The 24,121-nt window shown below is 49.2% G+C and carries 16 protein-coding genes, 1 tRNA gene and 2 pseudogenes; 9 read left to right on the top strand and 10 right to left on the bottom strand.

All coding sequences use genetic code 11. From position 1 onward, the window contains the following. Positions 1-2: 2 nt before the first annotated feature. On the bottom strand, positions 3-1,931 hold the full coding sequence (thrS, locus tag KNV97_RS01035; RefSeq protein ID WP_218561893.1) for a threonine--tRNA ligase: 1,929 nt from the start codon (positions 1,929-1,931) through the stop codon (positions 3-5). 459 nt (positions 1,932-2,390) lie between these two features. Between thrS and KNV97_RS01030 the strand changes: the two genes are divergently transcribed. After that, positions 2,391-4,775: a putative bifunctional diguanylate cyclase/phosphodiesterase gene (locus KNV97_RS01030; protein ID WP_218561892.1), complete on the top strand. Its 2,385-nt coding sequence runs from the start codon at positions 2,391-2,393 to the stop codon at positions 4,773-4,775. 295 nt (positions 4,776-5,070) lie between these two features. Here the strand turns inward: KNV97_RS01030 and KNV97_RS01025 are convergent, their stop codons facing one another. Then, positions 5,071-6,969, bottom strand: a complete 1,899-nt coding sequence (locus KNV97_RS01025) for a DEAD/DEAH box helicase (protein ID WP_218561891.1) — start codon at positions 6,967-6,969, stop codon at positions 5,071-5,073. A gap of 391 nt (positions 6,970-7,360) precedes the next feature. On the opposite strand from KNV97_RS01025, the gene rnb reads away from it, so the two are divergent. Beyond that, positions 7,361-9,388 carry an exoribonuclease II gene (gene rnb, locus KNV97_RS01020; protein WP_218561890.1) on the top strand — a complete coding sequence of 676 codons (2,028 nt, stop codon included), beginning with the start codon at positions 7,361-7,363 and terminating at the stop codon, positions 9,386-9,388. Between the two features lie 81 nt (positions 9,389-9,469). On the opposite strand, the gene KNV97_RS01015 is transcribed toward rnb, so the two are convergent. Further along, positions 9,470-9,823 (bottom strand): DUF3024 domain-containing protein, encoded by a 354-nt coding sequence (locus tag KNV97_RS01015; protein ID WP_136485933.1) that lies wholly within the window; start codon positions 9,821-9,823, stop codon positions 9,470-9,472. Between the two features lie 259 nt (positions 9,824-10,082). Here KNV97_RS01015 and KNV97_RS01010 point away from each other — a divergent pair, with 259 nt between their 5' ends. Beyond that, the gene (locus tag KNV97_RS01010; RefSeq protein WP_136485935.1) at positions 10,083-10,901 is read left to right on the top strand and encodes a phosphate ABC transporter substrate-binding protein; all 819 of its coding nucleotides are present in this window, start codon (positions 10,083-10,085) and stop codon (positions 10,899-10,901) included. A 49-nt stretch (positions 10,902-10,950) separates the two neighbouring features. On the opposite strand, the gene KNV97_RS01005 is transcribed toward KNV97_RS01010, so the two are convergent. Together KNV97_RS01005 and KNV97_RS01000 are read right to left on the bottom strand one after the other, a co-directional pair. Next, a complete protein-coding gene (locus tag KNV97_RS01005; RefSeq protein ID WP_218561889.1) occupies positions 10,951-11,619 on the bottom strand; it encodes a MaoC family dehydratase in 669 nt (222 codons plus the stop codon). Positions 11,620-11,934: 315 nt separating this feature from the next. Beyond that, positions 11,935-12,825, bottom strand: coding sequence for a LysR family transcriptional regulator (locus KNV97_RS01000; protein WP_218561888.1), 891 nt, complete (start codon positions 12,823-12,825; stop codon positions 11,935-11,937). Between the two features lie 168 nt (positions 12,826-12,993). On the opposite strand from KNV97_RS01000, the gene KNV97_RS00995 reads away from it, so the two are divergent. Next, positions 12,994-14,250: an adenylosuccinate synthetase gene (locus tag KNV97_RS00995; RefSeq protein WP_218561887.1), complete on the top strand. Its 1,257-nt coding sequence runs from the start codon at positions 12,994-12,996 to the stop codon at positions 14,248-14,250. Positions 14,251-14,468: 218 nt separating this feature from the next. Next, positions 14,469-14,559 (top strand) — tRNA-Ser (locus tag KNV97_RS00990). A gap of 222 nt (positions 14,560-14,781) precedes the next feature. Here the strand turns inward: KNV97_RS00990 and KNV97_RS00985 are convergent. Next, positions 14,782-15,344, bottom strand: a pseudogene (locus tag KNV97_RS00985) (ABC transporter transmembrane domain-containing protein); the annotation flags it as partial. A gap of 174 nt (positions 15,345-15,518) precedes the next feature. On the opposite strand from KNV97_RS00985, the gene KNV97_RS00980 reads away from it, so the two are divergent. Next, the gene (locus tag KNV97_RS00980; RefSeq protein ID WP_218561886.1) at positions 15,519-15,830 is read left to right on the top strand and encodes a cupin domain-containing protein; all 312 of its coding nucleotides are present in this window, start codon (positions 15,519-15,521) and stop codon (positions 15,828-15,830) included. Positions 15,831-15,988: 158 nt separating this feature from the next. On the opposite strand, the gene KNV97_RS00975 is transcribed toward KNV97_RS00980, so the two are convergent. The 4 genes and pseudogenes from KNV97_RS00975 to KNV97_RS00960 form a co-directional block, all read right to left on the bottom strand. Next, entirely contained in the window at positions 15,989-17,035 is a 1,047-nt protein-coding gene (locus tag KNV97_RS00975) for a hybrid-cluster NAD(P)-dependent oxidoreductase (RefSeq protein WP_218561885.1), read from the bottom strand. A gap of 67 nt (positions 17,036-17,102) precedes the next feature. Next, positions 17,103-18,765, bottom strand: a pseudogene (gene hcp, locus KNV97_RS00970) (hydroxylamine reductase). Positions 18,766-18,939: 174 nt separating this feature from the next. Beyond that, positions 18,940-20,469, bottom strand: a complete 1,530-nt coding sequence (gene norR, locus KNV97_RS00965) for a nitric oxide reductase transcriptional regulator NorR (RefSeq protein WP_218561884.1) — start codon at positions 20,467-20,469, stop codon at positions 18,940-18,942. Positions 20,470-20,602: 133 nt separating this feature from the next. Continuing rightward, complete coding sequence (locus tag KNV97_RS00960; RefSeq protein ID WP_218561883.1) at positions 20,603-20,941, bottom strand: cytosolic protein; 339 nt, start codon at positions 20,939-20,941, stop codon at positions 20,603-20,605. Between the two features lie 270 nt (positions 20,942-21,211). On the opposite strand from KNV97_RS00960, the gene KNV97_RS00955 reads away from it, so the two are divergent. From KNV97_RS00955 to KNV97_RS00945, 3 genes are all read left to right on the top strand, one after another. Beyond that, positions 21,212-21,484 (top strand): hypothetical protein, encoded by a 273-nt coding sequence (locus tag KNV97_RS00955; RefSeq protein ID WP_218561882.1) that lies wholly within the window; start codon positions 21,212-21,214, stop codon positions 21,482-21,484. A gap of 386 nt (positions 21,485-21,870) precedes the next feature. Next, positions 21,871-22,851, top strand: a complete 981-nt coding sequence (locus KNV97_RS00950; protein ID WP_218561881.1) for a DUF1852 domain-containing protein — start codon at positions 21,871-21,873, stop codon at positions 22,849-22,851. A 31-nt stretch (positions 22,852-22,882) separates the two neighbouring features. Beyond that, the gene (locus tag KNV97_RS00945; RefSeq protein WP_218561880.1) at positions 22,883-23,911 is read left to right on the top strand and encodes a methionine synthase; all 1,029 of its coding nucleotides are present in this window, start codon (positions 22,883-22,885) and stop codon (positions 23,909-23,911) included. Positions 23,912-24,121: the final 210 nt, after the last annotated feature.

Genomic DNA, 24,121 nt, shown 5'->3' with positions numbered 1-24,121 from the left:
GTTTATTCCTCCAGATTTAACTTACGGCTAGCAATCTCGGTCTGGATATAAGATACGAAGTCATCCAGTTTAAATTTACCAAGATCTTTACCTTTACGAGTACGTACTGCAATTTCACCGGCTTCCATTTCTTGGTCACCACAAACTAACATGTACGGTACACGCTTCAGAGTGTGTTCGCGAATTTTAAAGCCAATCTTCTCATTTCTCAAGTCCGCTTTTGCGCGAATGCCACATTTTTGTAGCTTTTGGGCCACTTCTTGAGCGTAATCAGATTGTTTGTCGGTAATATTCACAACAACAGCCTGTTCTGGTGCCAGCCAGGTCGGGAAGAAACCTGCATATTCTTCGATAAGAATACCAATGAAGCGTTCCAAAGAGCCCAAAATAGCTCGGTGAATCATAACCGGAACCAAACGCTCATTGTTTTCGCCGACGTAAGTCGCGCCCAATCGAGTTGGCAGGTTGAAATCGAGCTGCACAGTACCACATTGCCACGCACGGTCAAGACAATCATACAAAGTAAATTCAATCTTAGGTCCGTAAAACGCGCCTTCACCCTCTTGAATTTCGTAAGCAATGTCCATTGCTTCCAGAGAATGTTTCAGTGCTTCTTCAGATTTATCCCAGATTTCATCGCTACCCACGCGTTTTTCAGGGCGAGTAGACAGTTTTACTGCGATGTTTTCAAAACCAAAAGTGGTGTATGTGTCGTAAACCATCTTGATGCAAGACGTCACTTCCTGTTGAATCTGATCTTCAGTACAGAAAATGTGTGCGTCATCCTGGGTAAAGCCACGCACACGCATAATGCCGTGCAGTGAACCCGATGGCTCGTTACGGTGACATGAACCGAATTCCGCCATACGCAGCGGCAGGTCACGGTACGATTTCAGACCTTGGTTAAAGATCTGTACGTGGCCAGGGCAGTTCATTGGCTTGATGGCGTAATCACGGTTCTCTGAATGGGTAGTAAACATCGCATCAGCGTATTTATCCCAGTGACCTGAACGTTCCCACAGAACGCGGTCCATCATCAGCGGGCCTTTCACTTCCTGGTAATCGTACTCAGTCAGTTTTTGACGAACGAAGACTTCCAGGTCACGGAAAATCGACCAGCCATTGTGGTGCCAGAACACCATACCCGGTGCTTCTTGCTGCATGTGGAACAGGTCAAGTTGCTTACCGATCTTACGGTGGTCACGCTTAGCAGCTTCTTCCAGACGTGTCAGGTGCGCTTTCAGCGCCTTCTTGTCATGGAAAGCAGTACCGTAGATACGTTGCAGCATCTTGTTGTTGCTGTCGCCGCGCCAGTAAGCACCTGCGATGTTCAGCAGCTTGAAGTTCTGACAGAAACCCATGTTTGGTACGTGAGGACCGCGACACATGTCGATGTATTCTTCATGGTGGTAAAGACCAGGACGGTCATCACGAGCTACGTTTTGGTCCAGGATTTCCATTTTGTATGGTTCCTGACGCGCTTCAAACGTATCACGCGCTTCCTGCCAGCTGACTTTCTTTTTCACAACCTGGTATTTGGTCTTTGCCAGTTCCAGCATGCGAGCTTCGATCTTTTCCAGGTCTTCCTGAGACAGAGATTCTTCCAGATCAATATCGTAGTAAAAACCACTGTCGATCGTTGGACCAATCGCCATTTTTGCTTGTGGGTACAGCTGCTTCAGTGCATGACCAAGCAGGTGAGCACAAGAGTGACGAACAATTTCCAGACCGTCTACTTCATCTTTCGTGGTGATGATTTCAAGGCTTGCATCGTTTTCGATCAGATCGCACGCATCAACGCGTACGCCATCTACACGGCCGGCAATGGTCGCTTTCGCCAGACCAGGACCGATAGATTGAGCAACTTCAAAAGTAGAAACCGGGTTGTCAAATTGACGCTGACTGCCGTCAGGAAGAGTAATAATAGGCATGATATATCCCTACAGTGGTGTTGCATACCAAGCAACACTTGTTTGAATTTTGTGCTTTAAAATCAATAAATAATAAATCCAAGCACGCGAATTTTAAAACTTTGAGTCCCCATTTTGGCACAAATACGGATGCACCAGCCTGAGCACGAAAAAAGCATTCTAACTAATACAGATGAAATCTCAATGATATTCTGCGCTTAAGCGTCAATTTCATCCTATTGTCATCTGGTCAATGATGCCTGGTTATACCTCTGCCTGCCAGGCTCTTTACCCGGAGCTGAAGACTCATTAATTCAATTGTTCTATGCAAAACGTATCAAATGTTATACCCGTTCCTGATAGAACTTTCACAGTGTTGACTTTGAAAGAAACTACACTAAAGTTCGACCCTTCAAAATACGACAGGCAGACCCAACATCCATGCTCGGACTCTTCGCACTCCAGGTGACACTTTTTTCATTGTTTCCACTCTACTTCCTGTCTCAGGAAGGTCCCCTGCGCCGGGTCTCTTTTTACGTCTACATTTCACTGATACTGCTGATAGGCGGCTTCCTCGGTAATGTTTATTCGCTGTCGGTGTACCCGGGGATTGAAGTCTCCGGTGGCAGTTTGTGCTACGGTGCACTGATGATGACATCAGTGCTGTTTGTACTGATAGAGAAAGACTTACTGATCCTGCGTCATCTCATCCGCCTGGTGATCATCGTTGATCTGTTTAAAGTGTCGTTTTCGATGCTGGCTGAAAAAAGCCTGCTCAGTGATGGCATCATTAACCCGCACAACGTCTCTGCGGACCTGTTTGCTGTCTCGACGCCTTTTATTATTTTGGGTGGCATCCTGATCATCAGTGAGCTGTTTGTGCTGCTGTTTGCGTTTGAGCAGCTCAAGCGCCTCAACTTCAATCATCTGACCACGACTCTGCTCTACATCGCACTGTTTATTCTGGTGTTAGCGGCAGACGGAGTAGTGTTTCCGCTGATCGCATTTGGCTACAACGACCACGTTGTCGCCGTCATCGTGGGCAACCTGGCCGGAAAGCTGCTGACCGCCATTGCATTTAGCCTTCCCATCCTGCTGTTTGCGCTGTTTAAACGTCAGTCTTTTATTCATTACCTCGAGTCTGATAGCTTTCGCTGGAATTTGATGTTCAAAACCAGTACTCAGTTAATGGAAGAAATGTCGGAGAAAGAACATGAACTGAAACAGGCAGCAACCGTATTCCATAATTCGAACGAAGGCTTAGCGATCGTCAGTGATAACGGTCATCTGCTGCAAGCGAATGAAGCGTTCTGCCATATGGTTAGCATACAGAATCCCGGAGCAGAACTGGATAAAATTTCCGCCGCCAGCCTGTTTTACACGGACGGGCAACCTCTGGCATTAAACGAACTGTTACGGGACGACTGGCGGGGTGAAGTTATCTTCGGGCCGGAAAGTCAGAATCAGGGCCTGCTGTCGATCACTAAGGTGCATTCAAACCAGGCAACGATGGCCACCTATGTTTTTTCGCTGGTTAACATCGACGAACAGAAGCGCATCCAGAATCAGTTGAATCATCTGGCGACCCATGACCCGTTGACTCAGTTGCCCAACCGCCGCGTGCTGGACACACAGTTGGCCGGGGTTGAAGGCAGTCCGGCAACCCTGGTCGTCATCGACCTGGACCATTTTAAGGATGTCAACGACAGTTACGGCCATACTGCCGGCGACAAAGTACTGGTCCAGGTCGCACATCGCCTGCTCGCCTCGCTCGGCACAGAAGCGCAGCTTGAATCGATCCTGTACCGTACCGGCGGCGATGAATTCGCGCTATTAGTGCAAGACAACGACATCAATCATATTCAGGCCATCATTGCTGCAATTCAGAAGCACCTGACTCAGGCCATCTTGATTGGCAATAATACCTCCGTGTTCATATCAGCCACCTTAGGTGTCAGCTTTCAGAACAGCGGCGAACATCGCGATATGTTCCAGGAAGCCGATGCAGCCATGTATGAAGCGAAGCGTAACCAGCGCGGTACTTACGCCATCTATGAAGACAGACTGACTCAGCAGAGCCAACGCAAGTTACTGCTGAGTACCAAGCTTAAAGCCGCATTAGAGCAGCATCTGGTTCAGGTTTATTATCAGCCGCAATATAACACCACCCACCAGCAGTTGATTGGCGCAGAGGCTTTAGCACGCTGGCATGATGAAGAGCTAGGCTGGGTTTCCCCTACGGAGTTTGTGCCAGTTGCAGAAGAAACCGGACTGATTGAAACGCTGGGCGATTATGTATTAGAACGAGCCTGCCTGGACGCTGCGCAATGGCAGGCGCAGGGATATCGGCTGGATAAGATGTCGGTGAATGTCTCAGCCCACCAATTACGCTTTGGTCATTTTGCCGCTACCCTGCAGCGGGTGTTGAACAGCACTGGCTTTCCGGCCGCTAAACTTGAGCTGGAACTGACTGAATCAGCCTACATTGAGCGTAAAAACGATGCGCTTCATCTGCTGACTCAAATTAAGGCACTCGGTGTCAGACTGGCCATCGATGATTTTGGTACTGGCTACTCATCGCTCTCTTACCTGTCAAAGATGCCTTGCGACACATTGAAGATCGACCGCAGCTTTGTTATTCATGTGACCGATGATGAGGAGCAGGCGAATCTGACTTCCACCATTATCAAAATGGCACATGACCTGTCGCTGGTCATTGTGGTCGAAGGCGTCGAGACTGCGGAACAACTGCAATTTTTTGTCCAGCAAGGGTGCCAGCTTATCCAGGGGTACTACTATTCACCGCCGGTCGCGAAAGACAATTTCAGTGCTCTGCTCAGTAAACTGAACGTCGCATCTTATTAAAACTCAGGGCAAAGTCACGCACACTAAACCGGCTAATTTTTACTTAGCAACTCGGTTTAGTACTCCACAGTTCGAGACGTACTGAAAAGATCAAGAGGATCTGAATTGCCGCGCCGGCCTTAACAAGTTGGCGCCAGCAGATTCGCACTGTCCTGCCTACTGGACCCTATCTGCCCTGTTCTATCTGCAATAGCCATCGTAGCTGCGATTCTCCTGAACCGTTTTGTACAGGCAAAAAAAGTCCGGAGCAAGGCCCCGGACTTTCTATACAAACTTAACAGATGATAAGCGCAGATTATGCGTCGTTACGACGACGGCTGTGACCACGTTCACCACGGTAGTTACCACGGTCATCGCCACCACGGTTGCGATCAAAGCGACGCTCGCCACCTTCACGGTTACCACGATAACCACCACCTTCACGACGAGCACCGTTACCGCCTTCACGGTTACCACGGTAACCACCGTCACGACGACCACCACCGTTACCGCCTTCACGACGGCCACGAGACTCACGGAAGTCATCAAAATCACAAACTACCGCACCCACTTCTTTCTGACGGATACGCAGTTTACGCAGTTTTGAACTCACTTCGCTGGTCATGCTCTTAGGCAGCTGAACGAATGTGTGGCCCTGAGCCAGTTTGATCGCACCGATAGAACCTTTGGTCAGACCCAGTTCATTTGCAAGTGCGCCAACGATATCTTTAACCTGAACGCCTTGGTCACGGCCCACTTGCAGCTGGTAAGTATCCCATTCAGTGTTAGCGAATTCACGACGGCCACCACGCTCACCGCGGTCACCACGATCGCCATTCTCACGACGCTCACGACGACGCAGCTTGTCACGCTCAAGCGCTTCCAGCATTGGGTCTTCACCAACGTAGAACAGCGGACGCTTACCTTGCTGACGTTTCAGCAGGATAGCCGCCAGAGTCGTTGCATCAATTTCCAGAGAAGCTTGCAGTTTTTCAACCAGCTCAGCGAATTTCTCCAGAGAAGAGTGTGCTTTCTCTGCTTCCAGTTCGACTGCCAGCATGCTCAGGCGTGCTTCAGCAACCTTGTCACGGTGTGGCAGCTGGATTTCTTCCATTGAAGAACGAGTCACGCGCTCGATAGTACGCAGCATACGGATCTGGTTGGTACGAACCAGTAGGATCGCTTTACCTTTACGACCAGCACGGCCAGTACGACCGATACGGTGAATGTAAGATTCTACATCGAACGGGATGTCGTAATTAAATACGTGCGTGATACGCGGCACGTCCAGACCACGAGCAACAACGTCAGTGGCAACCAGAATATCAATCACACCTTGTTTGATATGGTCAACCGTACGCTCACGCAGTGACTGAGGGATATCGCCGTGCAGTGCCGCCGCTTTAAAGCCACGTGCACACAGCCAATCAGCCAGACGTTCGGTATCCTGACGAGTACGCACGAATACGATAGATGCGTCAGTTTCTTCGGTTTCAAGCAGACGAGCCATCGCTTCGTCTTTCTCTACGCCCTTCACTACCCAGAATTGCTGCTCTACTTTAGCAACAGTCTGGTTAGAACCGGCAACGTCAACACGCGCTGGTTCACGCAGGAAGCGATCAACGATGTCTTTAACCATTGGAGGCATAGTGGCAGAGAACAGAACGCGTTGTGCTGTCGCAGGAGCTTGTTCCATGATCCAGGTTACATCGTCAACGAAGCCCATTTTCAGCATTTCGTCCGCTTCATCCAGAACGAAAGTATGACATTCGTCCAGGTGCAGGCGTTCACGAGTAATCAGGTCTTTAACGCGGCCAGGAGTACCCACAACAATGTGAGCGCCTGATTTAAGAGCGCGCATTTGATCAACGATAGAGGCGCCACCGTAGATCTCAAGAACTTTCAGGCCTTTGATGTTTTGGCCAAGGTTTTTCACTTCTGCTGCAACCTGGATAGCCAGTTCACGAGTTGGTGCCATCACAATAGCCTGTGGCTTATGTTGTGACAGATCCAGTTTGTTCAGCAGAGGCAGAGAGAATGCCGCTGTTTTACCAGTACCGGTTTGCGCTTTACCCAGAGCATCACGGCCTTCCAGAAGCAAAGGAATTGCAGCAGCCTGAATTGGAGTCGGAGAAACGAAGCCCATTTCGTTCAGGGCGGAAAGGATGGCACTGTTAAGTGCTAAGTCACTAAATTGAATGACGTTTTCTTGCATGGGGATCCCACTAAAATAATGAATAACTAGGTCCCACGTGCTTTACCATTCCAACCAATCCAAGAAGTTGCTGATTCCGTTCAGTTGCTGATTCCATTCAGATGAGGACAAGTATTAAAAAGCAACAAGCCACTAGGGACATCTAAGGGAGGCGGATTATTCCCTAAATGCATAAAAAAAGCTACAAAAAATTGAAATTCATCACATAAATTTCTCTGTAGTGATAAAACTCTCGACAACTCGCGCGCTAATCGTCTCATTTGCAACCAATTCGTTTGTTTTTACATCGCCACAGACCATGTAAATCGGCACGAAAGGCACGTTTTCGGTAGTAATCAGCCATAGCAATGATTTATAGTGTGCCCTATCAACCGAGTCAGATAGAAATAAGATGTTTCAAGATAATCCGCTACTAGCCCAACTCAAACAACAAATCCAAGAAAACCTGCCGAAGAAAGAAGGTCAGATCAAAGCCACTGATAAAGGTTTTGGTTTCCTTGAAGTCGACAGCAAAACCAGTTTCTTTATCCCGCCTCCGTATATGAAGAAATGTATGCATGGCGATAAAGTCGTGGCTATCATTCGCACTGAAAAAGAGCGTGAAGTCGCAGAGCCGCAAGAGCTGGTTGAACCTTCTCTGACGCGATTTATTGGTCGGGTACAACTGCACAAAGGCAAACTGAACGTTGCGCCGGATCACCCGCAACTAAAGAAAACACCGCTGAAAGCCAAAACGAAAAAAGGCGTCAATCCGGAGCAGTTTAAAGAAGGTGACTGGGTTGTCGCGCATCTGACTCGTCACCCACTTAAAGATGACAACGGTTTCTTCGTTGAAATCTCAGAAAAAATTACGGACGCGGATGACAAAATCGCACCTTGGTGGGTAACGCTGGCAGAAAATGATCTGCCAAACAGCGAGCCAGCCGGGATTGACGAATGGCAACTGAAAGATGACGCCGATCTTGAGCGTATCGATCTGACTGATATGCCATTCGTTACTATCGATGGCGAGTCAACCAAAGATATGGATGACGCGCTGTACGCCAAGCAACTGGATAACGGTAGCTTTGAGCTGACCATTGCGATTGCCGATCCGACAGCCTATATCACGCCGGAAGATAACATGGACAAAGTAGCGCGTGAGCGTGGCTTTACTATTTATCTGCCAGGCCGCAACATCCCGATGCTACCGCGCGATCTGGCTGACGAGCTGTGTTCTCTGATCGAAAATCAGGTGCGCCCTGCCCTTTGCTGTAGCGTGACTGTCGATAAAGATGGCGTGATTGGTGATGATATTCGTTTCTTTGCTGCTAACATCAAATCGCACGCGCGTCTGGTTTACGATCACGTATCAGACTGGCTGGAAAATGGCAGCAGCGATGCGTGGCAGCCTGATGAAACCATCGCTGCCGTCGTGCGCGATCTGCACGCTTTTGCCCAGGCACGCGCGAACTGGCGTGAAACTCATGCCGTGGTCTTCCCGGATCGTCCGGACTACCGCTTTGAGCTGAGCGAAGACAACGATGTGATCGCGATTCACGCTGACTCTCGTCGCACTGCTAACCGTCTGGTTGAAGAAGCCATGATCACCGCCAACATCTGTGCCGGTAAAACGTTGCAGGCTTCCTTTGGTACCGGCGTGTTCAACACTCACGCTGGCTTCAAACCAGAAAAACTGGCCGATGTTGTGGAACTGATGAACGAGCACGGCGCGGAAATCGATGCCGAAAATGTAGCAACTGTAGAAGGCTTTGCCGCGCTGCGCCGTTGGTTGTCTGCTCAGGAAACCGCTTACCTGGATAACCGTATCCGTAAGAGTCAGAGCTACAGTGAAATCGGCAACGAGCCGCTGCCGCATTTCGCCATGGGTCTGGACGTGTACGCGACCTGGACATCACCGATCCGTAAGTACGGCGATATGATCAACCATCGCATGCTGAAAGCTCACATCCTCGGTAAAGAGTCGGTACAAAAGCCTGACGAAACCGTTGGTGAAGAGCTGGCGCTGCATCGTAAACACCACAAAATTGCCGAACGCAATGTCGCAGACTGGCTGTACGCTCGCACTCTGGCTGAAGAGCCGGCCAAAGGCACGCGCTTTAACGCCGAGATCTTTGACATCAACCGCGCAGGCATGCGTGTCCGTCTGCTGGAAAATGGCGCCGCTGCCTTTATTCCTGGCGGCCTGATTCTGGACAACAAGCAGCGTCTGGAATGCAACGGCGAGCAAGGCACCGTATCGGTCGATAAAGAAGTGGTGTTCAAGCTGGGTGATACCCTGGAAGTTGTCCTGAATGAAGTCAACCAGGAGAACCGCAGCCTGATTGCAAAACCAACTCAGGTGTTTGCAGATCTGCCACAAGCAGAGCCAGCCGCTCATCAGGAACCTGCTGCTCAGGAACAGAGCACCGAGGCCTAAGCCCGCAATTAAGGGTTAAGAGAGTTAAGGGCATTCTGATTGAATGCCCTTTTTATTGCTTGCTTTTTGATTGCGGCCTGTTCAGCTCCAGAAATACGATTTCGGATCTTTTTCTATTTCACGGATCAGTGCCGTCAGATCGCCGCTTTTGGACAGATACGGATACGGCACCCACTCAGGAACTTCATTCTCATTGGAAGGCACATACAGCCCCCATAAGCTGTGGCTTTCTTCCCAAATCACTTTTGCCACCAGGCTGGTGTAATCGCAATGACTTGAATCGAGTTTGAAGTGGCTTTGAATAAAGTGCACGCCATTTTCTATTGGCTCAAACCCCGATTTGCCCAGTTCTGCAGGCAAACTCTGGTTACGGTTGGCGCATACGACCTCCGCCCGTCGTTCAATTTGACGCTGCAGTAAATTAATAACTGTCATGACTTCCTTAACGCCCAGATAAGCAAACCGGCCTTTAGTATCGCGCAAACTTACAACTATTACTATGATCTCAAAGTGTTTTGAGTATAACCTGTGCAAAGATTATTGATGTTTTCATCGCTGTTCAAGTAACGACATAAAAGCCACTTGGATCCGTAACGCCTCAGATTATCTCTGCTTTTACGTCGGCATTCACAAAAATGTCACATCAGCGACATACCATAGCGCTTCGTCACTCATCGATTTTGGAGTTTATTTTATGTTACGGGTAGTGCTTGCCGCTGTTTACTCCCTTTGTTTATTTACTTCTTTTGCGCAAGCCAGTGAAATCAACGTCTCTGGTTCTACATCCGTCGCACGCCTAATGGACGTGCTGGCAGAAGAATACAACACCTCACATCCCGATACTTACATCGCGGTTCAAGGTGTCGGCTCTACGGCGGGAATTACGTTGCTGAAAAAAGGCGTCAGTGATATCGCGATGAGCTCGCGTTACCTGACTGAGAGTGAAGAAGAAGAAAACCTCGCTACTTTTACCATCGCGTTTGACGGCCTGGCTGTGGTCATCAACCGAGTAAACCCGGTCACCAACCTGACTCGTCAGCAACTGTACGACATCTATAAAGGCAATATTACCAACTGGAAACAGGTTGGCGGCCACGATCAAAAAATCGCAGTTGTGACACGTGAAGCCTCTTCCGGCACCCGTTACAGCTTTGAAAGCTTGCTTGGCCTGACTACCATCGTTAACGATCGTCTGGTATCTGACATCAACCCAAATAACCTGGTGGTCAACAGCAACAGCATGGTCAAAACCCTGGTCAACCATAACACTCAGGCGATTGGTTTCATCTCTACCGGTTCGGTCGATAAATCAGTTAAGGCCATCAGCTTCGAAGGTGTTACACCAAGCGCTGGCGCGATTGCTGAAAACAAATATGAGTTGTCGCGCCCGTTTCTGATTCTGCACTATTCCAACAAAGAGAATAAAGAAGTGAAAGCGTTTCTGGATTTCCTCCATTCACCGCGCGCCGTAGAGCGTATCGTTGAGTATGGTTATATTCCAGTGGCCAAATAACAGGCACAAAAAAGGAGAGCTGATGCTCTCCTTTTGTCTATCACAGGGATCAAAAATGCAACTGAATGACTGAAACCACTACACAACCAGGGCGGCGAATACCTTCGATCTCAACCTTGATTTCACGTTCGATTTCCAACCCTTTTTTAATAGGCGTCACTTTCGACAACGTGCTCACGGCACGCACTCGACTGTCAGACTTGACCGGGTACGGAAAACGCACAGAATTAAGGCCAATGTTCACCACCATTTTAGCGGTTGGGAACAGGGCATTCGCTTCATCGACGCTGTCAGTTAGTTTTGGCAACAACGACAGGGTCAGAAAACCATGGGCAATGGTTGTCTTAAACGGAGATTCCGCTTCAGCACGCTCTGGATCCGTGTGAATCCATTGCATATCTTCCGTGACAGCTCCAAATTGATTAATACGCTCTTGATCCACGAGCATCCAGTCACCCACATGGATGACTTCGCCAATTTGGGGCATCAGTTCATCGTACACTTCCTGAGCTTCGGGCTTCAGCACGATGGGCTCAGGCATTTGTACATCTTCATTCGCCGGATGAAACTCTTTCAACCAAGAAAACAGCTGGCGATTGTTGGCTTTGCCTAAGAACTCGTCCCAATATTCGCGCATAGCGGGAGTGACCCACTGCTTAGATTCAGCATGCTTTACTAAATTTTCCGCACGATGCTTAAATAAATCCGCGACTTTCATCAAAACCTCATTCTTAACTAAGAAGAATTGCTAACCCGCTAATTTTGAAGTACTTCACAGTAACCTGCAAATACTTTCGGGCGTACAAGCGTTTACTCAACCACTATTTCCCTATCAAATTCAAAAACTTATTAATAAAACATTATTTTATTAGCATCTCAGCAAGTAGAGTGAAAACACCGTTTATGTGGACAATGTTTAACCGCCAATTTTAATTCAGACCGCTTCCATAACTGTAGACAATCGTTACTCATTTACACCTGCTATCGTCTACTTAACGATAATCAACGCTGTTATCGCTCACAACTGCCCTGCTCAACCATTGACATGCGGTGAGCGAACAATCTCTTCATCAACCCAGTGTAATAGCTTTTTGATCGCTTTCGACAGCACCTGATTTTGGCGTACGATATAACCCAGGCTCGCCGAGGGAAATGAAGGTAAAGGTGTGATATCCGACTGCAGGTTTAGCTTAGGATGCAGAGCAAAGTCCGGCACTATCGCAATACCAAAACCCGCTTCAGCCCAATCGATTTGCGCGTCCACACTACCGACTTCCATGATTCGGTAGTTCATCAGGCCCAGTTTACTTAACGCCGGATCAATCAGATCCCGGGTCCGGGTATCATGACCAAGCAAAATCAGAGTCGGCGCTTCAAGATTACCCACCGTTTCCCCACGTTGCCATTTATCGAGATTGTTACCCAACGCACACCATTTCACCTGCTTCAGCTCGACAAAATGCAGCGGCTGACTCTCCTTCTGCGCCATAACAAAACCCAAATCGGCTTTGGCATTTTTGACCAGATCCGCCGCCTGAGAAGAAGTAGTATTGAGCAGGGTCAGATCGATGCCGGGAAACTCGGATTTGAACGACTGAAACGGGCTGATCAGCAACCAGCGCGAGATAATATCACTGGCCGCTATCGTCATCGTCCCCTGACATAAGTCATTGATCGCATTCAAATCAGCCTGACAACTTTGCAGCTCCATCAAGGTGTTTTGCGCGCTCTTGAGCAAGCGCTCACCGGCATGAGTCAACCGAAACGGATTACGTTCAATCAGCTTCACCCGGGTGGTTTGCTCGAGTTGTTTGATGTGCAGGCTGACATTGGGTTGAGTCATATGCAGTTCATTGGCCGTTTTACCAAAATGTTCCAGCCTGGCCAGGGTGACAAAGGTATTGAGCCAGTGCAGATCAAGCATCGCAAATCCTCTTATATCAATTTGATTGCAGACCGCCTTTCACCTCACGGTCAATCGCGGGCAAAATATCCCGATATGAAATCCTTATCAAGTTAATAATAATAATTAATTTTTCTTATTCTTGCCGTCCCACTAGGATCAATGCGTAACTTTTGAGGAGATAAAAACATGTCGTCTATCGTTGTTGTTGGTGCAAACTGGGGTGATGAAGGTAAAGGCCGTATCGTGGACTATTTAGCCGATAGCGCCGCAGCGAGCATCCGTTTCCAAGGCGGTAATAACGCCGGTCACACTGTAGTGAATGATCTGGGTACATTCAAACTGCACCAGCTGCCAAGCGGCGTGTTTAACCCAGGCTGTCTGGCGGTTCTTGGCCCTGGCATGGTCATCAGCCCTGCTCCGCTTTCTCAGGAAATCGAAGAAGTGAAAGCAGCTGGCGTTGACGTGAACCTATGTATTTCAGACCGTGCCACCCTGTGTCTGCCTATCCACGCACTGGAAGATACACTGGAAGAAGTTCGTCTGGGCGACGGCGCTTACGGCTCAACCCGCCAGGGTATTGCGCCGGCTTACGGCGACCGCGTGATGAAAAAAGGTATCCTGGTCGGCTGGCTGAAACAGCCGGAAGTCCTGCGCGAACGCATCCAGTTCATGCTGGACTGGAAACTGCCACAGCTAAAAGCCCTGTACCCGACGTTTGAATTTTCTCAGACCGCTCAAGAGATGACAGACTGGCTGCTGGAAGTGTCTGCGCCATGGCGTGACGCGATCTGCAACGTCAGCGAACCGCTGAAAGTACTGCAAGCCAAAGATCAAAACCTGCTGTTTGAAGCGCAGCTGGGTGCCGGTCGTGACCTGGTGTACGGTGAATACCCGTGGACAACATCATCAAACGTCACCGCAGCGTACGCTGGTCTGGGTAGCGGCCTGCCGGCTCTGCGTCCGGAGCGCGTTATCGCAGTCGCGAAATCATTCAGTTCATCAGTAGGCACCGGCACTCTGATCACTGCGATGGAAGAGCAGGACAACTTCCGTGAAGCGGCCAACGAATACGGCGCAGTAACGGGTCGTCCACGTGATATGGGTTACTTTGACGCAGTAGCAACCCGCAACGGTGTTGAGCTGCAAGCGGCCACTGAAGTCGCGCTGACCAAGCTGGACTGCCTGTCTGGTATGCTGGATCTGAAGATCTGTGTCAGCTACGACGGTGAGCACAGCGAAAACCCAATCTGGCCACAAACCTCTTCTCTGGCTCCGGTTTACGAGCAAATGGAAGGCTGGAATGAAGACATCACAGGCTGTCGCACCTTCGAAAGTCTGCCAAAAGCGGCGCAGCAATACGTACTGCGTGTCGAAGAGCTGATGGGTGTGCCAGTGAAGATGATCTCCGTCGGCCCTGAACGTGCTCAGATGATTCTGCGTTAATCGCGAAGTCTTCACCCAAGATAAAAATAGAAAGCTGGCTCCGTGAGTCAGCTTTTTTGTCTATGGCAATTTGGGCCTGTCAGCCATTCGGTGCGGTCCAAAGCGGCGTAAACGCTCCGGCTGGGATAAAAACGTCAAAAAACGGTTGTATATTGCCCACTTAGCACAAAAGTGTATTTACAAGACCAACCGCCACGCGTATGATTCACCGCAATTACGGAGAGATGGCTGAGTGGTTGAAAGCACCGGTCTTGAAAACCGGCGTACGTTAATAGCGTACCTAGGGTTCAAATCCCTATCTCTCCGCCACATTCGAAAAGCCGCTGATTGTTCAGCGGCTTTTTTGTATCAGCCATAACTCCTAACAGCCTGCCTTACTGCCGCTGCAGGCCACTAAACTAGCGACAGCCCGCCATCATTCCAGGTGCTTAAACTGCAGTGCCACCAGCCTTTGATAGAGATCGCAGGTTTGCATCAGCGACTTGTGATTACCGATATCGACCAGTTGACCGCCATCTAATACTGCTATCTTGCCGGCGCACTGATGTCGCTCTTGACCTGCAGAATCTCAATCAGCCTTTCGGTTGCACCCGCCGCTCTTTGCAGTGCACCCAGCACTTCAGAAATCGTCGCCATCGAAGAGGCAACCATAATGGCAAAAACACAAAAGCGCCCAGGTTGCCCGCCGACATTTTACCCTGGATAACGCCACTGCAGCCGACCCAGAGCATGCCTGCGATTGCGCTAAACACAAAAACAATCACACCAGAAATTAAAATCGCCCGCTGCTTAACCCACTGACGGCCGACCTCAATCGCTTTTTCGACTTCTGCAGCAAAGGCGGCTTTTTCGTAAGGTTCGGAGTTAAAACTCTGCACTGTTTTTATGTGCTCTATGGCTTCACCGGCGTAGCTGCCGACATCTGCCATTGAATCCTGACTTTTACGCGACAACGCACGCACGCGTCGCCCGTAAACCAGGAGCGGCACTAAAACAAAAGGCACCGAGGCCAGCACAATCAGGGTGAGTTTAAAGTTGGTCGCAAACAGCATGATGATCGCCCCGACACACATTAAGGGGCTGCGCATGGCCAACAACGCTAGCGTGATTGTTGGCATAGTAAATCACTTTATGCACTGCAACCAGTCACGAGTTGTGTTGGTATAAGTTGACCTGCTGTAACGGATGGTTAACTATGTGCTCAATTGATTGTGATGTATAAGGCAGCGACACTCTGTCGTTCAGAAACTCAGTAATAAGGACATAACGTGGAAATAATCAGAAGCCAGGAATTTACCGCAGACAGGGCCTGGGGAGCTAAGGATATCGCTAACATGAGTGGTGTCACCACGCGTTTACATTGGACCGATAAGCCGTACATCTGGCACGTCAATGATGGTGAAGAAGTCTTTGCTGTTATGCACGGAGTGGTCAAAATGCTGTACAAAGAAGATGGCGAGACAAAATCTGAGATTTTAAATGCCGGGGATATTTTCTTTGCCTCCGTCGGCACCGAACATGTCGCTCATCCTCAAGGTGAAGCCAGAATCTTAGTTATCGAACGTGAAGGCAGTATTTAACGATCCGCAACTTTGGTGGCATCAGGATGATGCCTAAGCTAAATACTTAGCCATTAATTTTATGCAAACAAAAATGGCTCACTTGAATCAAGCTCAACAGAGCCATTTGAATATTTACATGAACGTGCGCAGCCAACACAGCTACACCGTTGCCCGTCCTAACCTAACTGCACTTGCAGATCCGATTCGACTAACGAAGAGCACGCCAGAACATAGCCCTGCTCAATCTCTTGCGGTGTCAGCGTCTGCTGACTGGTCGAGGTGACACTGCCCGTTTCGACTTTGCATTTACACGATCCACAGATCCCGCTGCGGCACGCGGCGATGATCGGCAGCCCTGCATTTTCCAGTACCTCAACCAGCGGCTGTCCTTTTTGCGCTTCTATACTCAGATCAAAATCAGGTACAAACACATTAACCGGTTCATCAGCGAGGTCAGAGTTTTGACCAATTACCGGGGTAAAACTTTCCTGATAAAAGTTGGCCATATCAAAGTTAACGGCGGCTAAGTAGCCCTGCACATCCTGCATAAACTGACCTGGGCCGCACAGGTAAACCGTGCGCTGCTCGACATCCGGCACCAGTTCGAGCAACCAGTCGAGATTGAGACGACCTTGTGGATGGCGGGTACCGGCACTGTTTTTCAGCAGCAGCTTTAAATCAAAGTTGGGATAGATGGCATGCAGCGATTCCAGCTGGTGGTAATAAATGGTGTCAGCTGCGCTGCGTGCGACGTGAAGAAACGTAATATGCACATCGCTTTTCGCGCTCTGCAGCCAGTATTTTGCCATGGCAAAGACCGGCGTTATACCGCATCCGGCACTGATCAGCAGCGTTTTAGCGCCCTGGTGTGATTGGACAGGCGGATGATCAATGCAGTTAAAATCTCCCGCTGGCGGTAGTGCTTGTACCGTATCACCGGATAATAGGGAATCAAGGATAAAGTTAGAGACCTTGCCGCCATCGACGCGCTTAATCGTCAGTTGAAGATAATCTTCGTCGTTCATTGAGCTGATGGAGTAGGCGCGAAATTCACTCCGGCCGTCAATCTCTACCCCGAGATTAATAAACTGGCCGGGCTTGAAGCGGAACAGTAACGCTGGGTTGAGCGCCGCCAGTTTGATGCTGACGCTGTCCCGGGTTTCAGTCATCTTATCAATACAGCGCAGGGTGACGGGCTGCTGACCTTGCCATTCAAAAAACATAATCTTCTCTTTGATGCATTGCGAGAAAGCCCCGCGCCACGGCGGGGCAAAGAAAAACATATAGCAGTTACGCCGCCAGAATCGCGTTCAGGTCGTCCTGCACGTTGCCGATGCTGCGCATGTCGAATTTGTCCTGAATGATGGCGATAAGGTTCGGAGTCAGGAACGCTGGCGCCGTCGGCCCGGTGTAGATGCCTTTCACACCCAGAGCGAACAAGGTCAGCAGGATGACGATCGCCTTCTGCTCAAACCATGACAGCACCAGCGTCAGTGGCAGTTCATTAATATCGCACTCAAATTCGTTTGCCAGCGCCAAAGCAAGCTGAATAGCAGAATAGGCATCGTTACACTGCCCCACGTCCAGCAGACGCGGAATACCGTTAATGTCACCAAAGGTGTTTTTGTTGAAGCGGAATTTACCGCAGGCCAGGGTCAGGATGAGCGTATCCTCCGGCGCAGCAGCGGTAAAATCGGTATAGTAGCTGCGCTCGGATTTATCGCCGTCACAACCGCCAACCAGGAAGAAGTGTTTGATGTTGCCCTGTTTGACCTGCTTGATCACCGCAGGCGCGGCATTCATCAATGCATTACGGCCAAATCCGACCGTAATGTGGTGTTCAATTTCATTATGCTGAAAACCCGGCTGCGCCAGTGCGCACTCAATCACGGCGCTGAAGTCGTCCCCCCTCAAGGTGAGCCACACCCGGCCAGCCCACTATGCTGCGGGTAAACAGGCGATCGGCGTACTGGCCCACATTCGGGTTCAGCAGGCAGTTTGATGTCATCACAATCGCGCCGGGAAAATTAGCGAACTCTTTCTGTTGGTTTTGCCAGGCGCTGCCGTAGTTACCGGCCAGATGCGGATATTTTTTCAGTTCAGGATAACCATGCGCAGGCAGCATTTCACCATTGGTGTAGACATTAATGCCCTTGCCTTGCGTCTGCTGCAGGATTTTTTCCAGGTCGTGCAGATCATGGCCGGAAACCAGAATGCATTTACCTTTAACCGGCTTAACGTTGACAGTGGTCGGCTCAGGGTGGCCAAAGTTTTCGGTCTCACCGCGATCCAGCATCTCCATCACTTTGTAGTTCATCAGGCCAATCTGCATCGAACAATCCAGCAACGCGGCTAAGTCTTGCGGATCCGTGCCCAGCCACGCCATGATGTCATGATAAGTGGCATAGATCTCGTTGTCAGTCTGCCCCAGTACGCGGGCGTGCTCCATGTAAGCGGCGGCCCCTTTCAGGCCATAAAGACACAGCAAACGCAGGCCAATCACGTCCTCATGCAACTGATCTTTTCCGCGGTTGACCGCCACCTGTGGTGCCAGCGCGAGAATATCTTGTGCGTTGTCGGGCAGTTCGAATTGTGCCACTGCCGGAACATCCTGCACCGCCTGATCAGCCAGAGTCGCCGCAGCCAAAACCTGCTCTTTGAGGCTCGCTTTGTAGACCGCCGCCTGCGAAGCAAGTGCCACAATACGCTCAGGATCGAAGTTAACGTTAGTCAGGGTTGCAAAGAAAGCTTTTGGCGTCCATTGGTTGATTTCATCGCTGATGATGCCAAATTCGCGTGCTTTGGCCGCCCAGAATGACACGCCCTGCAAGGTATAAACCAGCGCGTCCTGCAGATCAGAAACCTCAGAGGTTTTGCCGCACATGCCTTGTGCGTAAGAACAACCTTTAGCAGCAGGGGTTTGAATTGTCTGTTCGCATTGAATACAGAACATATTGGGTTCTCCAGTGATTGTTGTCATCGTTGTGATAGTCACCACTGAAGAGCAGAATGCGTGCCAAACCTTATCTTATTGAATTTTAATGAATTAAGTCGTATTCCATCAATTGATTGATGTCATTTCAACAACACTGGCGGTGTTGAAATGACATCACAACCGCGAACATGCTTATTTATTAATCCCGAACTTTTTGCCCATGCGGTACAGGTTGCCACGGTCCATGTGCAGAAATTGCGCGGCTTTTGCCCACACCCCGTCATTCAGGCGCAGAGCATGTTCAATCAGCTCATGCTGATAGCGCTCGACCAGGTCTCGCATCGGCTGACTTTGCTGAGGTAAAAACTGCGATGTGTTTTTTACATCATCCAGATTGAGAGAAGCATCGAAGTGAGTGGAGAGAATCGTCACCGCACCCTGCTGAATCGCATGCAGCGCGGCGCGGGTCAAGGTGTGCTCCAGTTCGCGTACATTACCGTACCAGGGGCGCTTTTCCATCTGCGTCAGTACTTTAGGGTGAACGTGCAAGTTTGGCGCGTTAAACTGTTGGCGCACTTTTTCCAGCAAGTAACCGGCCAGTACAGGAATATCGCCCTCGCGGGAGCGCAGCGGCGGTACTTGGATAGGAAACACGTTAAGACGGTGGAATAAGTCCGCACGGAACGTGCCGGCCTCGACTTCCTTCTCCAATTGTCGGTTGGTCGCCGCAACGATGCGTACATTAACCAGCAGATGTTGATCGCTACCAACACGTTGCAGCTCGCCCTGCTGAATAACCCGCAGCAATTTGGCCTGCAGTACCAAGGGCAGCTCTCCCACTTCATCAAGGAATAACGTGCCGCCGTCAGCCAGTTCAAATTTTCCGGCCCGTTGACTGTTGGCGCCGGTAAATGCGCCTTTGACATGACCAAACAGCTCACTTTCCGCCAGCCCTTCCGGCAGTGCAGCGCAGTTAACGTAAATCATCGGCTTGTCGCTGCGCAGGGATTGCGCGTGTACGGAGTGCGCCACCAGTTCTTTGCCGGTGCCGGTCTCACCGCTAATCAGAACCGCGTAATCCGATTTCGCCACCGTCTCAATATTGTTTCTCAGTTGGGCTATCTGCGGGCTTAACCCGACCATTTCCCCATGCTGGGATCGCGCCTGTTGGATCAGTGTCTGGGTAACGCTTTTCTGTTTTTGGTTCTGCGCTTTGAGCGCTTTAATCTGGCCAATGTTACGCAGTGTTGCCGCGGCTAAAGCCGCAAAGGTTTCGATCGTCACCGGTTCGATATCGTCAAACGCCCCCACCGCCATTGCGTCCATGGTCAGCGCGCCGACCAACTGCCCTTCCACATACAAGCTAAACCCCATGCAGTCATGAACATCAATACACAGATCGTCGCTCAGCAAAGCACCGTCAAACGGATCAGGCAGCAGGCAGTCGGCGTCAAAACGCACCGCTTCACGACTTTCGATGATCGCCTCCAGGCGCGGATGCGCCTTGGGAAAATAACGACGACCAAGCACCGAAGTCTGCAACCCGCGCACCGCAACCGGAGTAAGAAACCGCTCTTCATCCAGAATAAACAGGCAACTCGCATCGCACGGGAAGACCTGCGCAACACCATCGATCAAGCTTTGGTACTGCTGAGTATGAGAACGGTTGGAACTGAGATTAAGCGCGAGATTCAGCAGAACATGATCGACGGTCGGAGACATAACACACCAGAAATAGCCACAAAACGCTCATGCTAGGCAAGTTGATGTCATTTGAACATCAGCAATGTCAGGAGATTGATGTTCCATTGACCACGATCAACTGACAAGCCGTTTTCAGATAACTGAATAATATTCAGCCCATCCGGGTAATAAAGGTTTGATCGTCATTGACAAAAGCCACAACGCCGCCGTGGTAGATAAACACCCGGCCACGCCCCTCAACTAAGCAGGCAAGCTGTGGATTCAAATCTTCTTGGTTATCTTGGCTCTGAAAGGTGCCGGTATCGGTGATTACACCGCTGAGTGCTGGCAAATATCCATAAGCACGCCTGGCTTGATCAATCAGGTTCAATTCGCTGGTGGCAGAGAAGTAACTTGGGATCGCACCGGCGTCTTCGATAAATAGAGGTTTCAGCTCTTCAAAAGCGGTAATCACCAGCCAGTCGATGCCGTTAACATGATGGATAAACATAACAATTCTCGGTAATTCTGATACCGCGATTTTATCACTATCAGGGCAGAACGCAGTAGAGATTTAGCTGCCAGCGGCGCGAATACGCTACCGTGGCCGGGCATACACCAGGCCAAGCTGAAATACGGATTCGTCTAACAGCAGATTAGAATCTAAACCATAGCCCCTGACTCATTGCCCCAAATGATAAATCAGTGCTAGCATTCAGCCAGATATGCAACTCACGCATATCATTCCAATAGTATTATCACAATAAAATCGAGATTCAGAATGAAAAAATCCATTGGGTTAGTTGTCCTTTCCGCTTTGGCATTGTCTGGCTGCATGTCAGAAGATAAACAAACCGGTCAAGCGTGTTTAGGGGCGAATAATGATTCCTTAGTTGAGTCACTCGGTGACCAGTGTCAGGCTGGTGATGCGATCGCCACTAAACATCCGGCTTATTTCTGCGACTTTAATTACGCCGTCGCTTACAACGATTATAACTCGGCATTTTGTATTTACTCCGGTGGCCAAAAAGAAGAACGAGTTAAAGCTAAATAAGCCTATTTAGTTATAAAAAAGCGGGGCTCAATGCCCCGCTCTGCTCTTGCTCATCAGATAAAAATCAGAAATCGTCATTCACACTCAGGTTCATATCAGCGCTTAACATGAAACTTTTTCATGATATTCATTAATAAAACTCTATTAGTAAAACAAAACATGAAGAAATCTCATATAGCACATTAAATAATACCATTGTATTTCTATGCCCATTCAAGGGTACAACATACCCAAGCCATTCACTCAAAGCGAAAACAGTTGAGTTTTCATTACGTCACTTGGCACCAATTACTCAAGGCTGTGGAAGTAAAGACCGGAATAGTCAGAAATACCACACCAAGCAAGGAACGAGTTTTCGATTTATCGCAGCAACGGGATACCAGAACATGAATAACGATTTTACATTTACGATTAAAAGCCTGTGTTTTGATGAAAATTACCAACCATCAAACAATACTCGTCTCACAACGAACTTTGCCAATCTGGCCCGCGGCGAGAGTCGTCAGTCAAACCTGCGCAATACGTTACAGATGATTAATAATCGCTTTAATACGTTAGCGACCTGGGATAACCCGAACGGCGATCGTTATTCGGTAGAGCTGGAGATCATCTCGGTTGATCTGAATATTGGCAACGCGACCAGTGAAGAAACTTTTCCCACTATCGAAGTGCTGAAAACCAACATTGTTGACCATAAAACCAATCAGCGCATCGAAGGCATTGTCGGCAACAACTTCTCCTCTTACGTTCGCGACTACGACTTCAGCGTATTGCTGCTTGACCACAACAGGGATCAACCAAAGTTCAGCATTCCGCAAAATTTTGGTGACCTGCATGGCAACATCTTCAAATGTTTCGTGAATTCAGAGGTATACCAAAATAACTTTACCAAAAAACCGGTGATCTGTCTGAGTGTGTCGGATGCTAAGGTCTATCATCGCACAGGTAACCAACACCCGGTTCTGGGCTACGAATACGAACCGAATGAGTCATCGCTGACCGAGCAATACTTCAAAAAAATGGGTCTGCAGGTGCGTTATTTCATGCCGAAAGGCAGTGCGGCTCCTTTCGCCTTCTACTTCTTTGGCGATCTGCTTAATGATTACACCAATCTGGAACTGATCAGCACCATCAGCACCATGGAAACATTCCAGAAAATTTACCGTCCTGAAATTTATAACGCGAACTCAGCCGCTGGAAAATGTTATCAGCCTAATCTGAAAAATCCGGACCATTCAATCACGCATATTGTTTATGACCGCGAAGAACGCAGCAAATTAGCGATTGAACAAGGCAAGTTCACTGAAGAAACCTTCATCAAACCATACCAGACGCTGCTTGAGCAATGGTCTGCTGCTTACGCTTGATAATTAACGACAACACAAGACAGAATTTATTATGAAAAAACTATTACCGACTTCATCTTCAGGCAGTTTACCTAAACCATCCTGGCTTGCTCAGCCAGAGACTCTGTGGTCACCGTGGAAACTGCAGGATGCAGAACTGATTACCGGCAAACAAGATGCACTGCGTTTAGCGCTGCAAGATCAGCAACAAGCAGGCATTGATATTGTCAGCGATGGTGAGCAGACACGTCAGCATTTCGTCACCACTTTTATTGAACACCTGAACGGCGTTGATTTCGAAAACCGTAAAACCGTTACCATTCGTAATCGTTATGAAGCAAGCGTGCCGGTAGTGGTCGGCGAAGTGAGTCGTCAAAAGCCGGTGTTTGTGGAAGATGCGAAGTTTCTGCGTCAGCAAACCAAGCAACCGATCAAATGGGCTCTGCCGGGTCCTATGACCATGATCGATACCCTTTACGATGATCATTACCACAGCCGCGAGAAACTGGCGTGGGAATTTGCCAAGATTCTTAACCAGGAAGCGAAAGAGCTCGAAGCCGCTGGTGTGGATATTATCCAGTTTGATGAACCTGCGTTTAACGTGTTTTTTGACGACGTGAACGACTGGGGTATCGCCGCTCTGGAGCGCGCGATTGAAGGCCTGAAGTGTGAAACCGCAGTCCATATTTGTTATGGCTACGGCATCAAAGCCAATACTGACTGGAAAAAGACACTGGGCTCTGAATGGCGTCAGTACGAAGAGATTTTCCCGAAATTGCAACAGTCTAATATCGATATTATCTCACTTGAGTGCCACAACTCCCGTGTGCCTATCGAATTGCTTGAACTGATCCGCGGTAAAAAGGTTATGGTTGGCGCAATTGACGTGGCGACCAACGAGATTGAAACGCCGGAAGAAGTGGCAGAGACATTGCGTAAAGCGCTGCAGTTTGTTGATGCAGACAAACTGTACCCATGCACCAACTGTGGCATGGCACCTCTGCCGCGTGGCGTGGCACGAGCAAAACTGGATGCGCTGCATGCCGGTGCGGAAATTATCCGTAAAGAGCTGTCGGCCTGATGCTTAATCTGTTGAGATAGATTCTCTGAATTGCCTGTTCGCTGCAACGCATTAACCAATGCAAAGCGAACGGGCAACTTTTCGTCACGGCTTCTGTTTAGCCATCACCTCCCCACCTGATTACCACACGATTATTTTGGCCTCCAGCTCACGCTATTTGGCTATCGCATTTCATGACGTTTTACTTATGACCATTTATTAACCATTATT

It is taken from the genome of Vibrio ostreae (assembly GCF_019226825.1).
Lineage (GTDB): Bacteria > Pseudomonadota > Gammaproteobacteria > Enterobacterales > Vibrionaceae > Vibrio > Vibrio ostreae.
This window is presented reverse-complemented; position numbering and strand designations above follow the sequence as displayed.

Bases quoted from the DNA above. Each gene is read 5' to 3' on its own strand.
- thrS (WP_218561893.1), bottom strand. From the start codon at position 1,931: ATGCCTATTATTACTCTTCCTGACGGCAGTCAGCGTCAATTTGACAAC.
- KNV97_RS01025 (WP_218561891.1), bottom strand. From the start codon at position 6,969: ATGCAAGAAAACGTCATTCAATTTAGTGACTTAGCACTTAACAGTGCC.
- rnb (WP_218561890.1), top strand. From the start codon at position 7,361: ATGTTTCAAGATAATCCGCTACTAGCCCAACTCAAACAACAAATCCAA.
- KNV97_RS01015 (WP_136485933.1), bottom strand. From the start codon at position 9,823: ATGACAGTTATTAATTTACTGCAGCGTCAAATTGAACGACGGGCGGAG.
- KNV97_RS01010 (WP_136485935.1), top strand. From the start codon at position 10,083: ATGTTACGGGTAGTGCTTGCCGCTGTTTACTCCCTTTGTTTATTTACT.
- KNV97_RS01005 (WP_218561889.1), bottom strand. From the start codon at position 11,619: ATGAAAGTCGCGGATTTATTTAAGCATCGTGCGGAAAATTTAGTAAAG.
- KNV97_RS01000 (WP_218561888.1), bottom strand. From the start codon at position 12,825: ATGCTTGATCTGCACTGGCTCAATACCTTTGTCACCCTGGCCAGGCTG.
- KNV97_RS00995 (WP_218561887.1), top strand. From the start codon at position 12,994: ATGTCGTCTATCGTTGTTGTTGGTGCAAACTGGGGTGATGAAGGTAAA.
- KNV97_RS00975 (WP_218561885.1), bottom strand. From the start codon at position 17,035: ATGTTTTTTGAATGGCAAGGTCAGCAGCCCGTCACCCTGCGCTGTATT.
- norR (WP_218561884.1), bottom strand. From the start codon at position 20,469: ATGTCTCCGACCGTCGATCATGTTCTGCTGAATCTCGCGCTTAATCTC.
- KNV97_RS00960 (WP_218561883.1), bottom strand. From the start codon at position 20,941: ATGTTTATCCATCATGTTAACGGCATCGACTGGCTGGTGATTACCGCT.
- KNV97_RS00955 (WP_218561882.1), top strand. From the start codon at position 21,212: ATGAAAAAATCCATTGGGTTAGTTGTCCTTTCCGCTTTGGCATTGTCT.
- KNV97_RS00950 (WP_218561881.1), top strand. From the start codon at position 21,871: ATGAATAACGATTTTACATTTACGATTAAAAGCCTGTGTTTTGATGAA.
- KNV97_RS00945 (WP_218561880.1), top strand. From the start codon at position 22,883: ATGAAAAAACTATTACCGACTTCATCTTCAGGCAGTTTACCTAAACCA.